The sequence below is a fragment of the Pseudochrobactrum sp. AO18b genome (genome assembly GCF_000409565.1).
Lineage (GTDB): Bacteria > Pseudomonadota > Alphaproteobacteria > Rhizobiales > Rhizobiaceae > Pseudochrobactrum > Pseudochrobactrum saccharolyticum.
The window spans coordinates 1-14,350 of sequence record NZ_ANNO01000277.1 but is presented as its reverse complement, the minus strand read 5'-3'; the positions used below and the strand labels follow the sequence as shown (position 1 = coordinate 14,350).

The 14,350-nt window shown below is 53.2% G+C and carries 14 protein-coding genes and 1 riboswitch; of the genes, 8 read left to right on the top strand and 6 right to left on the bottom strand.

Going from position 1 to position 14,350, the window contains the following annotated elements; all coding sequences use genetic code 11:
* Positions 1-32: 32 nt before the first annotated feature.
* Entirely contained in the window at positions 33-1,892 is a 1,860-nt protein-coding gene (locus A918_RS0111625; RefSeq protein ID WP_022711236.1) for a monovalent cation:proton antiporter-2 (CPA2) family protein, read from the bottom strand.
* Positions 1,893-2,314: 422 nt separating this feature from the next.
* On the opposite strand from A918_RS0111625, the gene A918_RS0111620 reads away from it, so the two are divergent.
* From A918_RS0111620 to lpxK, 6 genes are all read left to right on the top strand, one after another.
* Positions 2,315-3,664 (top strand): TldD/PmbA family protein, encoded by a 1,350-nt coding sequence (locus A918_RS0111620; RefSeq protein ID WP_022711235.1) that lies wholly within the window; start codon positions 2,315-2,317, stop codon positions 3,662-3,664.
* Positions 3,651-4,505: a 3'(2'),5'-bisphosphate nucleotidase CysQ gene (locus A918_RS0111615; protein ID WP_022711234.1), complete on the top strand. Its 855-nt coding sequence runs from the start codon at positions 3,651-3,653 to the stop codon at positions 4,503-4,505. Before A918_RS0111620 ends, A918_RS0111615 begins: the two co-directional genes overlap by 14 nt.
* Before the next feature lie 167 nt (positions 4,506-4,672).
* Positions 4,673-4,942 (top strand): DUF4170 domain-containing protein, encoded by a 270-nt coding sequence (locus tag A918_RS0111610; protein WP_022711233.1) that lies wholly within the window; start codon positions 4,673-4,675, stop codon positions 4,940-4,942.
* 59 nt (positions 4,943-5,001) lie between these two features.
* A complete protein-coding gene (locus tag A918_RS20255) occupies positions 5,002-5,760 on the top strand; it encodes a lysophospholipid acyltransferase family protein (protein ID WP_371257517.1) in 759 nt (252 codons plus the stop codon).
* Between the two features lie 342 nt (positions 5,761-6,102).
* Positions 6,103-7,452 (top strand): lipid IV(A) 3-deoxy-D-manno-octulosonic acid transferase, encoded by a 1,350-nt coding sequence (waaA, locus tag A918_RS20250; protein ID WP_022711231.1) that lies wholly within the window; start codon positions 6,103-6,105, stop codon positions 7,450-7,452.
* The gene (gene lpxK / locus A918_RS0111595) at positions 7,452-8,513 is read left to right on the top strand and encodes a tetraacyldisaccharide 4'-kinase (protein WP_022711230.1); all 1,062 of its coding nucleotides are present in this window, start codon (positions 7,452-7,454) and stop codon (positions 8,511-8,513) included. The genes waaA and lpxK overlap by 1 nt, the downstream gene beginning before the upstream one ends.
* Before the next feature lie 105 nt (positions 8,514-8,618).
* On the opposite strand, the gene A918_RS0111590 is transcribed toward lpxK, so the two are convergent.
* From A918_RS0111590 to A918_RS0111575, 4 genes are all read right to left on the bottom strand, one after another.
* Entirely contained in the window at positions 8,619-9,074 is a 456-nt protein-coding gene (locus tag A918_RS0111590; protein ID WP_022711229.1) for a GNAT family N-acetyltransferase, read from the bottom strand.
* A 1-nt stretch (position 9,075) separates the two neighbouring features.
* Complete coding sequence (locus tag A918_RS0111585) at positions 9,076-9,312, bottom strand: DUF2093 domain-containing protein (protein WP_022711228.1); 237 nt, start codon at positions 9,310-9,312, stop codon at positions 9,076-9,078.
* A 35-nt stretch (positions 9,313-9,347) separates the two neighbouring features.
* A complete protein-coding gene (mutL, locus tag A918_RS0111580; RefSeq protein ID WP_022711227.1) occupies positions 9,348-11,282 on the bottom strand; it encodes a DNA mismatch repair endonuclease MutL in 1,935 nt (644 codons plus the stop codon).
* Between the two features lie 72 nt (positions 11,283-11,354).
* Positions 11,355-11,696, bottom strand: a complete 342-nt coding sequence (locus tag A918_RS0111575) for a TIGR01244 family sulfur transferase (protein ID WP_022711226.1) — start codon at positions 11,694-11,696, stop codon at positions 11,355-11,357.
* A gap of 289 nt (positions 11,697-11,985) precedes the next feature.
* On the opposite strand from A918_RS0111575, the gene fdhD reads away from it, so the two are divergent.
* Entirely contained in the window at positions 11,986-12,849 is an 864-nt protein-coding gene (fdhD, locus tag A918_RS0111570; RefSeq protein ID WP_022711225.1) for a formate dehydrogenase accessory sulfurtransferase FdhD, read from the top strand.
* 139 nt (positions 12,850-12,988) lie between these two features.
* On the opposite strand, the gene A918_RS0111565 is transcribed toward fdhD, so the two are convergent.
* Positions 12,989-13,459, bottom strand: a complete 471-nt coding sequence (locus A918_RS0111565) for a 6,7-dimethyl-8-ribityllumazine synthase (RefSeq protein WP_022711224.1) — start codon at positions 13,457-13,459, stop codon at positions 12,989-12,991.
* An 85-nt stretch (positions 13,460-13,544) separates the two neighbouring features.
* Positions 13,545-13,698: riboswitch (FMN riboswitch) on the bottom strand.
* Positions 13,699-13,961: 263 nt separating this feature from the next.
* On the opposite strand from A918_RS0111565, the gene A918_RS0111560 reads away from it, so the two are divergent.
* The coding region (locus A918_RS0111560) for a GNAT family N-acetyltransferase (RefSeq protein WP_022711223.1) at positions 13,962-14,350 on the top strand (389 nt) is incomplete at its 3' end.

Below are 14,350 nucleotides of genomic sequence, written 5' to 3'. Positions count from 1 at the left end.
CCGCGCCGTTTTTGTATTTGACCGGCGATGATTTATTCGCTTGCCGGAGTGAGGACGATGCCTGCTTCCGGATAGGGTTTGGCAGGTGCGATTGTCTCTTCGGTTGCCTTGTCGAGTGGCACTGCCGAGCGGGTCGGTTTGACCAGAGGTTCCGGCGTTACCGGCTTGTTGAACAACAGGTGACGACCGGCGAGAATACCTTCCGAAGCCTGTACATGCAGGCGGTCTTCATCGCGCTGGCGCACATCATCGGCAATAGTCTGAGCCTCTTCTTCCGGCATGCCGAGCGCTTCCAGTGTTTTGCGGCCAAATAACAGACCGGATTCAAAAGTTTCACGCAGCTCGTAATCCACGCCTTTTGCCCGCAATTGCAGCGTATGCTCGCGGTCAAAGGAGCGCACATAGAGTTTCACATCCGGAAATTCTGTCTGAATGAGATCAACAATCCGGTCGGTGATTTCTTTTTTCTCAGTGCAGATGGCAACCAGTTTGGCTTTGCGGATACCTGCCATTTCCAGCACGTCTTTACGCTGCCCGTCACCGAAATAAATACGGAAACCGAAGCGTCCGGCCGCACGGATTTTATTGGCGGAATTGTCGATCACCGTCACATCCGAACCACCGGCCAGCAAAATCTGCGAGGCAATCTGCCCGTAACGGGAGAAGCCGATCATCAGAACATCGGAACCTGCACCCTCGAAATTTTCCTCCATACCGTCTTCCTGCTTCGTATTCGTCAGCAGGCGATTGCCGATCGTTACGCAGAGTGGTGTCAGCGCCATGGAAATCGTGATGGCAGCGATCAGCTCGGAGGCCAGCGCATCGGTGATGACCGCAGCAGCACTGGCCGTGGAGAACAGTACGAAGGCAAATTCACCGCCCTGCGGCAGCAGAAAGGCGACTTTGACCGCATCATTATGGCTGGTGCGGAAAATACGGCACAGCAGATAAATGATTGCGATTTTTGTAACGATAATCACCGGAACCGATAGCAGGATCATCAGCCAGTTATCGAGAATGACCACCAGATTAAGCGACAGACCAACCGCGACAAAGAACAGGCCGAGGAATATACCGCGGAATGGTTCCACGTCGGCTGCCAGTTCATGACGGTAGGAGGAATCTGCCAGCAGCACACCGGCGATAAATGCGCCCATCGCCATGGACAGGCCGGCAGCTTCCATCAGCGCCGCCGAACCGAGTACCACAAACAATGCGGCGGCGATCATCACTTCACGCGCACCGGTATTGCCGATGATACGGAACATCGGGTTCAGCAAATAGCGACCGGCAATAATCAGAATGATAATGGCACCGAGTGCCGCTGCCACATGGAAATTCGCAGCGCTTTGCGAGCTTTCGCCCGGTGACAATGCAGGTATAAGCGCCAGAATAGGAACGATCGCCAGATCCTGAAACAGCAAAATAGCAAAGGCTTTTTGCCCGTATTTTTGGCTGGTTTCCCCTTTGTCTTCCAGAATTTGCATGGCAAAGGCGGTTGAGGATAGTGCAAAACCGCAGCCGACGATAATCGCTGCCGGTACGGGAAGACCAGCAACATAAACGCCCAGAAAGGCAAGGGTGACAGCGCATAATGCGACCTGTGCCAGACCAAGGCCGAAGATCGCATGGCGCAGAGACCAGAGGCGGGAGGGCTTGAGATCAAGACCGATGATGAACAGCAGAAACACTACGCCCAGTTCGGAGAAATGCAGCAGTTCTTCACCATCGGTAATAAAACGGGCAATCGGGCCGATAATCACACCGGCGGCCAGATAGCCCAGAACGGTTCCCAACCCCATACGCTTGAACAATGGTGCGGCAATGATTGCCCCGCCGAGGATCATCAGGGTCTGCAGATAAAGACTGCCGATGGAAATATTGTTTTCCATAATTAAAACATCACATATTACGTTTGTCGGGGCGGGTGCGGAATAAGCTACCGGCAGAAAATCATCAAATACAATGCTGCAGGCAAATCATGCCGAACATAATATGAAACAACGCGTGCAGATAACGGTTTTTTAAAGAAAAATATCACGTTTATGGTTTCATCGTTTTCAAATATGAAGTCATGAACATGGGCGAAACACTGAGGATATTATTCTGAAGACGACGTCTGTGTTCCTGCATATGTTTCCTCAGGCTTGAGTTGTCATGCATAAACATAAAATGAGACTTAAAAAATACACGGCTTATCCGTATATAGAACCTATACAGGCGGCAAAACCTGATAATTGACTGTTCGCAGATTGCAAAATGCGGGCGTTGAATTATCTCTCACCACCGCGCCAGACGAATGACAGGAAGAATGATGGACGCACAAAGCTCTGCTCAAAAACTCGCCGATCAGGCTCGTTTTCTCGTCGCCGCGGCTAAAAAAGCCGGTGCGGATCATGCCGATGCGGTGGTTGTGCGCAGCCGTTCCAGCAATGTCAGCGTGCGTTTAGGCAAAGTTGAAGCCACTGAAGCCTCGGAAAGTGATGATTTCTCGCTGCGGGTTTTTGTCGGCAAGCGCATTGCCAGTATTTCAGCCAGTGCCAATAAAGGGGCTGATCCTGTTGCGCTGGCAGAACGTGCCGTTGCGATGGCAAAAGTCTCGCCGGAAGATGCCTATGAGGGGCTGGCTGATCCGTCGAAACTGGCTAAACAAATTGCCGATCTTGATCTGTTTGACCCGACACAAATTGACAGCAAACGCATGACTGAAGATGCGCTGGCAATGGAAGAGGCTGCGAGGGCGGTTGCCGGTGTTACCAATTCCGGCGGTGCTACGGCCTCTGCGGGGCTGGGCGGTATGGTGCTGGTCACATCCGGCGGCTTTGAAGGTTTTTACACGCTGAGCCGTTTTGGCCGCTCTGTCAGCGCGATTGCCGGTGAAGGCACCGCGATGGAGCGCGATTATGATATGCGCGTGCGTTTGCATTTCGCCGATCTGCCGGCGCTGGAAGATCTTGGCCGCACCGCCGGTGAACGGGCTGTGCGCCGTCTCAATGCGCGTAAGGTTAAAACTGGCCCGGTCAATGTGATGTTCGATCCGCGTGTGGCGCGCGGCATGGCCGGTCATATTGCCGGTGCCATCAATGGTGCATCCGTTGCCCGTAAAAGCAGCTTTCTGAAAGATAAAATGGGACTGCAGGTTCTGAGCAAAGGGATCAGCATCACGGATGATCCGATGCGTTTGCGCGGTTCATCTTCCCGTCCGTTTGACGGTGAGGGCATTGCCGGTGAAAAACTGACCATGATTGAGGACGGTGTGCTGAAGCACTGGTTCCTCTCCGGCTCGACCGCGCGTGAACTGGGGCTGGAAACCAATGGCCGTGGTGTGCGTTCCGGTTCAACTGTTGTGCCGTCCTCTACCAATCTGGCGATTGAAGCCGGTGCACGCACACCGGAAGAACTGATGAAAGAACTCGGCACCGGTTTCTATGTCACCGAGGTTTTCGGACAGGGCGTGGATATGATTACCGGCCAATATAGCCGTGGTGCTTCCGGCTTCTGGATTGAAAACGGCGAGCTGACCTATCCGGTGAGTGAAGTGACCATCGCGTCCAATCTCAAAGATATGTTTATGAATATGACCGCTGCCAGCGATCTCGACCGGTCTTACGGGACCGCAGCACCAACGCTGGTAATTGAAGGAATGACGCTTGCCGGAAACTAATCAAGCAACCAATCAAACAGCAGACAGCGATGACCTGCAACTCATCCGTGAAGCGGCAGCGGAAGCGGGTAAAATTGCCTTGCGCTATTATGGCAATAATCCGGAGGTCTGGCTGAAAGGTGGTCAGTCTCCTGTGAGCGAGGCGGATCTGGCAGTTGATCGCTTCCTTCAGGCGTTTTTGCTGCAGGCGCGGCCGAATTATGGCTGGATTTCAGAAGAAACGGCAACAGATCAGCAGCGTACCGGCAGAGAACGGGCATTTGTGGTTGATCCGATTGACGGTACCCGCGCATTTCTTGCCGGTGATGACCGCTGGTGCGTGAGCATTGCAGTGATCGATCAGGGTAAACCGCGCTGCGGTGTGCTGGATGTTCCGGTGCGTAAAGAGGTGCTGAGCGCCGTCAGCGGACAGGGGGCTTTCCAGAATGGCACGCCGGTTGCAGCGCAATTGCCTGCGGATGGCCGCAGCTATCCTGTGGCGATGTCGCGATCACATTTTAATGATCTGCCGGAAGGCTTTCGCAGCAAGACAGCTTTCTCGCCCTATGTGCCGTCGCTGGCCTATCGCATAGCTATGGTCGGACGGGGTGAACTGGCCGGAACTTTCGTGCGCGGCGGTGCCCATGACTGGGATCTGGCCGCGGCAGATCTGCTGCTTTCCGAGGCCGGCGGCAGGCTTTTGACCCTTGAGGGGCAGGCGCTTAGCTATGGCGCGGCAGGTGGTGCAGTTGCAGGTCAAAAACCGTTCAGCCATGATGTGCTGGTGGCGGCTGTTGCAGGTTTTGAAGAAGAAATGCTGAGCGTTGTACGGCAGTTATTGTCGGATCAGAATTATTCCTGAGCCGGCATGTCGCAGGTGCATTAGAAAATACGATAAATTAAAGAGTGTGCAATGAGCACTCCGGTTGAACTTGGACGTAAACCGCTCTAAAGAGGGCGGCAATAAAGGCAGGCTATAAAGTGCTCTGCCTTCCGGCAAAACATAATCTCAGTGACAGGATTAGAAACATGACCGCATCTGGTGAAAACAAACAACTGCTGCATCTGGTATTCGGCGGTGAATTGAAGACGCTGAATTCCATGGAATTCCGTGATCTGGACAAGCTGGATATTGTCGGCATCTATCCGAATTATGAAGCCGCTAAAATGGCTTGGAAATCCAAGGCTCAGCAAACCGTTGATAACGCCCATATGCGTTATTTCATCGTGCATATGCACCGTCTGCTCGATCCTGCAAGTGCAGTTGCTGAAGCTGTGCGCTCTGCTGACAAAGCCTGACGCGCGTTCTGACTGTGGCAGGTGACAAACCGCACCGAACCGGATTTCTGACCAAGTTTTTGAAACGCGCCTGGCAGCGTATTCGCGGGCCTTTGGCGCGTTCAGAAGTTCTGAAGACGGTGCTGGTCAATTTGATTTCGGGCTATCTCCGGCTGGTTTATGCAACTAATAAACGCCTGCCGGGATTTTACGAAACGATTGCATCCCAAAAAAAGCAAACGCCCTATATCGTCACTTTCTGGCATGGCCAGCATTTGATGGGGCCGTTTGTGCGTGATAAATCCGTGCCGGTTGTGGCTATGTTTTCACGCAGTGCCGATGCGGAGCTCAATGCCCGTGTGGCGGAAAAGCTCGGCCTGCAAACGGTTCGCGGTTCCGGAGGGCGTGCTGACAGCGATAATAGCGGCAAGGGCGGTGCACGCGCGCTGCTCACCCTGAAACGGGCATTGGATCAGGGCACCAGCACCGGCATGATTGCCGATGTGGCGCATAGTCCGGTGCGTGAGGCAGGGCAGGGCATTATCCTGCTGGCCAAATTATCCGGCCGCCCGATCCTGCCGGTTGCCTATGCTTTTTCACGCAGCAAAATTCTGGAAAAAAGCTGGGATAAAACCTCAATACCGCTGCCTTTCGGGCGTTCCGCTGCCACCACGACCGAACCGGTTTGGGTGCCTGCGGATGCGGATGAAAATTTACTTGAGGAAAAACGGCTCGAACTGACCCGTAAACTCGATACTGCCACGCTTGCCGCTTATAAACAGCTGGGAATGCTGCCACCTCCTGCCAGAGCATGTCACAGTCAAGTTGATCCAACTTGATCGTTTTAATTTTGTCAGACTGGATCAAATTGACGGCCCTGACAATGCGACCAACTAAAGAATCCAGAGCGAGCGTCGTTATTAAATTTGAACGCAACCCGCTCTGGCTGACAATAAATTGTTATAGCGGCCGGCTTTCTTTTATATAATCACCTTGTGACCGGTTTATTCGTGTATAAACTTAAGATAGGCTTGGTTCGCCGGGCATCTTTATGCAAGATTTCAATAGCTTGAGCAGGGGCGCAAATAGTCTTTGTGCCCTTTGTGTTTCCGGTATTTTATGTTCGTTTTACAGAACAGAACTGCTGTACGGCATAAAACAAGACCGGTATGGAGACAAGAATGAGTGAAAAATGGGCCCGCACTGTTCTTAAAATCTATAAGGCTGCCGGTTGTGCGGCCTATCCGCTGATCGGGCCTTATATCAGTTATCGTGTTTCCAAAGGCAAAGAAGACCGTACCCGCCGCGCCGAACGTTACGGCCGCAGCCAGATTGCGCGCCCTGACGGGCCGCTGGTCTGGATGCATGCCGCGAGTGTGGGCGAGTTTACCGCCATTCTGCCGCTGATTGAGCATTTTTTGGCACAGGATATCCGCATTTTGCTGACCACAGGCACGCGCACTTCTGCTGCGCTGGTGGGCGAGCGTCTTGGTGACAGGGTTATTCACCAATATGTACCGCTGGATTTGCTGCCTGCCGTGCGCCGTTTTCTGGATCACTGGCAGCCGGATGTGGCGATTAAATGCGAATCCGAAATCTGGCCGATGACCATTCTGGAACTTGGTAAACGCCATATTCCGCAAATCCTGATCAACGGGCGTATGTCTGACCGTTCCTATGCGAAATGGAAAAAGCGCAGCTCCGTTGCTGAGGCTTTGTTTGAAAATTTTGCCCATGTGGTGGCGCAGTCTGATGCGGATGGCGAACGCTTCCGCCAGCTCGGCGCACGTCCGGTCACGATTTCCGGCAATCTCAAAGTGGATACGGATGCCCCGCCGGTTGATCCGCAGGAACTGGAGCGTTTGCAACAGCAGATTGGCAAGCGCAAAGTCTGGGCTGCGATTTCCACCCATGAGGGTGAGGAAGATATTGCTGCGACAGTGCATACAATGCTCAGCACCCGCCATCCGGATTTGCTGACTATGATTGTGCCGCGTCATCCGGATCGCGCTGAGGCAATCCGCACCATGATCGAAGCCAAGGGGCTGACTGTTGCTCAGCGCAGCCGTAATGAGGAGATCACTCCGCAAACGGCTGTTTATCTTGGCGATACAATCGGCGAAATGGGCTTGTATCTGCGCTTGTCACAAATTGCTTTTGTCGGCAAATCCCTGACCGGTGAGGGCGGGCAAAATCCGCTGGAACCAGCGATGCTCGGCACGGCAGTTTTGTCCGGCCGCAATGTGCAGAATTTCCGTGAATCCTATCAGCGCCTGATTAAAAACGGCGGTGCCAAACTTGTCAGCGATCATAATATGCTGGCCGGTGCGGTGAATTTCCTGTTCAATAATCCGGAAAAGCTGAAAACCATGACCGAGGCCGGAAAGCGCACGGTCGGTGATATGCGCGGCGCGCTGGAGCGCACACTCACGGCGCTTGAACCTTTTATACAGCCGCTGGCTGTCAAATCTCGTCTGGATACGACAGTTGTTGAACCTCTGGCTGAGACAGATGTAGCGGAGCAGCCGTGATGGCTGCAAATAAGACACCGGCAGATATTTCAGGTTTCTGGTGGCGTAAGGCTGGCTGGCAGTCTGTATTGCTGTCGCCGGTGGCTGCGATTTATGGCTCGGTTGCTAAAAAGCGTATGGTGAGTGCTGAGCCGCCGGAAATTGCCATGCCGGTTTTGTGTATCGGTAATTTCACGGTTGGCGGAGCGGGTAAGACACCGACCTGTATCGCTTTTGCCGAGGCTGCAAAGGCTGAAGGCTTTAAGCCCGGTATAGTCTCGCGCGGTTATGGCGGTTCTTTCAAAGGCGTGCATCTGGTGGATGTGGCGCAGGATACAGCCAAGTTGACCGGCGATGAGCCGCTGCTGCTGGCAAGACATGCTATGGTCGCGGTTTCGGCCAATCGTTTGCATGCCGCGCAATTGCTGGAAAAGCATGGCTGCAACTTTATCATTATGGATGACGGTTTTCAGAGCGCGTGTTTGTTTTATGATTATGCGCTGGTGGTGGTGGATGCCGCACGCGGGATCGGCAACGGAAAAATCATTCCGGCTGGGCCTTTGCGTGCGCCTTTGATGGCGCAGATGCAGCAGGCATCGGCACTGCTGCGCATAACGCCGAACCATCTGAAAGGTGAGGATGCATCAGAAAATGTGATCCGCATGGCAGCGCGCAGTAATAAGCCGTTTTTTGATGCGCGTCTGGTCTCGGTGGCGGAGCAACCGGTTGAGGGCAAAAAGTTTCTCGCTTTTGCCGGTATCGGCAACCCGCAGAAATTCTATGACAGTGTGACGGAACTGGGCGGGAAAGTGGTTATCAGCCGCTCATTTGGCGACCACTATAATTATAAGCCGGAAGATATCCGCCAGCTTATTGCGGAGGCGCGGGAAGCCAATCTGATATTGGCAACCACGGCGAAAGATTATGTGCGCCTGCATGGATTGCAATCTGCCGTTGAGGGCAACTGGCTTCGTGATATTGCTGTTTTTGATGTGCGGCTTGATTTTGGCCGTGAGAAAATTTTGCAACGCATTATCAAAACAACACGGCAAAATTTTCTTGAGCGCAGTCTGGATCTCTAGAGCATTTCACAGTCAAGTTGGACCAACTTGACTGTTGTGATAATGCGACCAACTAAAGAATTTAGAGCGAGCGCTTTGATCCAATCTGGACGTAAACCGCTCTAATCAGAGGCTTTGACGGTAAATATTGAGGCCATCAATATTTTCTTCAATCAAAAGCCAGCCGCGCGCAGCATAATAATCATGCTTGTCAGCTTCAGCGCAAAGATAGACTTCCGAGAAATTCAGGTCGCGGGCTTGTTGCGCTGCGGCTTTCAGCAAGGCACCGCCGATGCCATGCGAACGCTGTTGTTCATCAACCCAAAGGGCTGCGACCCATGGCGTATATTGCGGGCGGGCTTCCATATCACTGTCAATCAGCGAAACAGTGCCGAGAAACGCACTGCCTTCATGGGCGATGAGCGCAACCGGTGTGGTCTCTGCCGTCAGATTTTCCTGAAACAGACCTTTGATGAAGTCCAGTTCATAACCGTCCTGCCGCCACCATGCGTTCCAAACGCGGTCGGCTGCATCATCAAGAAAATGCGGATGGGTCTTCAGGTCTGATATTTCGTATGCCATTTTAGCTTTTGCTGCGCTGGCGCAGTTCAGGATTGGCTTCCAGTTCGCGCTGATAGGAGACGAGGCCGTTCACATAGGCTTCCTGACGCGCAACGCTCCAGTAGCGCAGATCATCCAGCTCAATCTTTTCGCCGGTAACCGCACAGATCACATAGGAACCCGGTTCGAGAACCTGATAATCACCATCGAGGTAGCGCAATTTGGCTTCACCGTTGCGATTGCTGGAAAACATATTCATTATTCTTTCTTGTCTTCAGTGTGTTTGGGTAATCTTTACCTGCGTCCGAACAGACGTTCAATATCGCTGAGTTTTAATTCTATATAGGTCGGCCGCCCGTGATTGCAGGTGCCGGAACCCGGTGTGGCTTCCATCTGGCGCAACAACGCGTTCATTTCCTCGCCTTTCATGCGGCGGCCGGAGCGCACAGAGCCATGACAGGCCATCGTCGCGGCCACATGATTGAGCATGTCTTTCAAACCGTTGGCGGTGTCATGTTCGGCAATTTCATCAGCCAGATCGCGGATCAGCTGCTGCACATCCATTTCGCCGAGCATGGCCGGAGTTTCACGCACAGCCACAGCACCGGGGCCGAATTGTTCCACACTCAGGCCAAAGCGCTCAAGCGTCGGCGCGTGGGCGACAACACGTTCCGCATCTTCTTCCGGCAGGTCAACAATCTCAGGGATCAGTAGCATCTGCGCGGCCATTGGCTTGGATTCCAACGCGGTTTTCAGCGCTTCATAAACAAGTCTTTCATGGGCGGCATGCTGGTCAACAATCACCAGACTGTCTTCGGTCTGGGCAACAATATAATTCGCATGGATTTGCGCCCGTGCGGCACCAAGCGGAGCACGCAATAGCTCTGCCGGTGCTTCAATTTCTGCGGCACGGCTGTCAGCACTGGGCACCGTGAATTGCGAAATCGTAGCCTGCAAAGCCTCGCCGAAACCGGCCTGCTCAAAGCGCGGTACCGGTTGTGTATCGAGATGCAACGGGCGCTGAGCCGGATGTGCGGTCTGCGGTGACCATTCCTGACGCGGCGGTTCAGGTCGATAATTGGATGCAGACTGCCAGCTGCGGGCAGGGGCTGAGGTAAATGAGCTTGATGAACGCTCTGGCGCTTCAAATCCCTTGGTTTCAAATCCTTGCGCCTGAAAGGCTTTCAGCATGGCCTCTGTGCCGCTGGTTGCGGGGCGGATGCCCGATTGCGCCAAAGCGTGACGAATGGTGCCGACAATCAGTCCGCGCACCAGCCCCGAATCGCGGAAACGCACATCAGCCTTGGCCGGATGCACATTGACATCGACATGGGACGGATCAAGCTGGAGGAACAATACGCCGACCGGATGGCGGTCGCGGGCAATCACATCGGAATAAGCGCCGCGTAATGCGCCGAACACCTGCTTATCACGCACCGGACGACCGTTAATATAGGCAAATTGATGCAAAGAATTGGCGCGGTTGAAAGACGGAATAGCCGTAAAGCCGGTGAGGCGCACGCCTTCACGCTCGCTGTCGAGTGCCAGTGCATTTTCAGAGAAATCAGCGCCAAGCACCTGTGAAATGCGCTCCAGCATGGTGGTTTCAGTGACCGTTTCACCTGCGCTGCATGTGGCAGGCAATTCCAGTGGGCTGCGATCTGTACCGGCAATGGAAAAGCGGATTTGCGGGAAGGAAATCGCAATGCGCTTCACCACTTCCGTAATGGCGGTGGATTCGGCGCGGTCGGTTTTCATGAATTTCAGGCGGGCAGGGGTCGCATAAAACAGATCGCTGACTTCAACAATCGTCCCGCGATTGATCGCCGTCGGGCGCGGGCCTTCCAGATGTCCGCCACGCACCACGACCTCATAGCCGGAATCGGCATCAGTTGTGCGTGATTTGATACTCAGTCGCGCAACGGAACCAATGGATGGTAGCGCTTCACCACGAAAACCAAGAGCGCGGATATCATGCACATCATCGGTCAGCTTGGAGGTGCAGTGGCGCGAGACAGCGAGTGTCAGTTCATCTGCGGGAATACCGCCGCCATTATCCGTCACACGGATCAGGTTCTTGCCTCCGCCTGCGGTGACAATCTCAATACGTGTAGCACCGGCGTCAATCGCATTTTCGACCAGCTCTTTCACCACGCTGGCAGGGCGTTCAATCACCTCACCGGCAGCAATCTGGTTGATAATGGTTTCGCTCAGGAGCCTGATAGACATAGAATGATCCGCTGCGTTTTGTAGAATTCAGATGATGTGCGGAACGTATCCGCACATCATCATTGAGCTTAATCAGCGCTGTTTCTGCTGCTGAACAATGCCGTAAAGATTGGTGCAGCGGGTGCCGGAGCGGCAATAAGCGAGCACAGGCTGCGGTGCATTTTCCAGAGCTGCTGTCATCTCGTCCAGATTTTCCTGTGTGATCTGGCCACCGGCCACAGGGATGAAATAGGTTTGCAGACCGGCGGCTGTTGCTGCCTGCGCAACCGCATCATAGAGCGGCTGGCCGTCGGATTCATGATCCGGACGGTTGCAAATCAGGGTTTTGAAGCCCTGTGCCACAACACCGGCAATATCCTCCGGTGCCAGCTGGCCGGTGACAGCAAAATTTTCATCAATCAGACGAATGTCCATAAGTCAGAACCTCATTAAAGCATGTCGGCTCAAATGGATTCATTTGAGCTCCCGCGAACATGCGACAATTACAAGAATCCAGAGCGAGTGCCGTGGCTGTGATCAAATACAACACGCTCTGGTGGATTTGTTTCAGAATATACCATCGTGATGTGCTTACCACCCCGAAAGCGCTTATTGCCTGTTGAAACTGCCGCGTCATGACGGAAATTATCATCCGTTTAAGCGCTGGTATATGCTTCCAATAAAAGCATATAGTTATGGCGTCAGAGGGTTGAAAGGGAAAACTATGGATAAAACCTGCGGACTTGAGAGAGAAGGCGCGGATATTCCGTCAGCTACATCTGGGGTCAGTAATATTATCCACCGTCAGGGCGTGCTGAAAGCCTCGCAGCGGCAGGTTGCGGAAGAGCTTCCGGTGGCCTTTTCCTATGGCGGGACCACCCATGCGGTGATGATGGCCAGCCCGCAGGATATTGAGGATTTTGCTGTTGGTTTCAGCCTCTGCGAAGGCATTATTGCGCAGGCTTCTGAAATCGAGGCGATGGATATTCAGAGCTTTCCCGCCGGTATTGATGTGCAGATGCAATTATCTGATCTGAAACGCGATGCACTGACTGCCCGCCGCCGTCATATGGCGGGGCCGGTTGGCTGTGGACTGTGCGGTATTGAATCGATCACTGAGGCCGTGCGGGAGTTTCCGCCCGTTGAGAACAGCAACTTCACACTGCGTTCTGAGCAGATTGTGCAGGCCGCAGAGCAAATGTGGGATTTGCAAATTTTGCATCGGGCGACCGGAGCCGTTCATGCGGCAGGTTTCTATCAGACGCATCAAAGTGGTGGCGAGATACTGGCCGTGCGCGAGGATGTCGGGCGGCATAATGCGCTGGACAAGCTGGCAGGCTTCTTGTTGCGTGGTGAGGGCAAGGCTGAAAATGCCAATCCGGCGCGGGGCGCTGTGGTTGTCACCAGTCGCGTTTCTCTGGAAATGGTGCAGAAAACAGCGGCGATCCGCTCACCGGTGATTATGGCGATTTCCGCGCCGACGGCTCTGGCAATCCGTACCGCAGAGGCGCTGAATATCACGCTGGTGGCACTGGTGCGCGGTGCGGAATTTGATGTTTATACGCATCCGCATCGTATTAAGGAGTAGAGCATTTCCAGCAAAAGTGGGAACCGTCTTTGCGGGGGAACCAGTTCACTGGACTGATTTCTTTTCCCGCTTCGATACGAAGGACAATGCGTAATAATCAAGAGAGACGGCCTGCATAAGCAAGCCGCCTCTATAATCATCAGGCTTCGATTTTGCTGTAAGTATTCAAAATCTGCACGGTTGCATGGGCGGCTTCACGGCCTTTGACTTTGAAATGTGCATGGAAGAAATCATGATGCTCTTTGCTGTCATGATAATGATGCGGTGTCAGCACAACGCTTAAGACAGGCACATCGGTGTCCATCTGTGCCTGCATCAGACCTTTGATGACGGCATCGGATACGAAATCATGGCGATAAATGCCGCCGTCAACCACAAAGCCCGCTGCAACAACAGCTGCATATTTGCCGGTACCGGCCAGCGTGCGGGCAAGAAGCGGTGCTTCGAATACACCCGGCACGTCAAAGACTTCGGTTTCAATGCCGTTGTCAGTCAGTTTAGCCAGTTCTTCAATATAGGATTTGCGTGCTTCATCCACGATATCGGCGTGCCAACGCGCCTGAATGAAAGCAACTTTGAGGGAAGATGGGTTGGTCAAGCTCTGGTTCATAGTTTCATCTCTTGATACTAGAATCAGGGCGCAAATTCACAAATCGACAGATCACACGCAGAAAGCGGGTGCTGTTTAACCGTGTCTTTGCTCTCTTTCATCCGGACTATACCGTCGGCTCCGGCATCTCACCGGATCTGCTGACTCTGAACAAATCGCTTTATTCAGACGCTCGCGGGCTCAAAGAGTTTCCTCTTCATACCGCCGGTGGGGAATCGCACCCCGCCCCGAGAACAACATCGCGCATTATTACGCGACGCATGTCTCATACAGACAGCTGACGGGGAAGTCGAGTGGACAATGTGTTGCTGTTTTACTTTACAATCTTGCTTCGCTTTTGTGCCGGTGATATGGAGGCGCAGTCCAATCAGGAGATTTATGCGCAGCAACTCATAGCAAGTGTTTCCCCGACAGCCTTTTCATAAATGGCTGAGGGTTGAGTTGCGCCTTTTGCAGCCCATAGCAGGGCGCGTATAATATCTTTCAATGGACTAAAATTATCATGATACAAATACGAAATGAAATCCGCCCGATCCGCAATGAGGATACGGAAACTCTGGTCGCTATCTGGCTGGAGGCCTCACAATTTGCCCATAGTTTTCTGGGGCAGGAGCGCCTGCAATTACAGTCTGAACAGGTGCGGGATATCTATCTGAAACAAGCTGAAAACTGGGTGATCCTCGAAAACGGACAACCGGCCGGATTTATCGGTCTGATGGATCAGTTTATCGGCGGTCTTTTCATCGACACCAAAATTCATGGCAAGGGTCTTGGCCGTCAATTGCTCGACCATGCATTGGAATTGAAGAAAACGCTGTCGCTGGAAGTTTACGCACTGAACACGCAAGCACATAGTTTCTATCTGCGTAACGGTTTTACTGAAACCGCGCG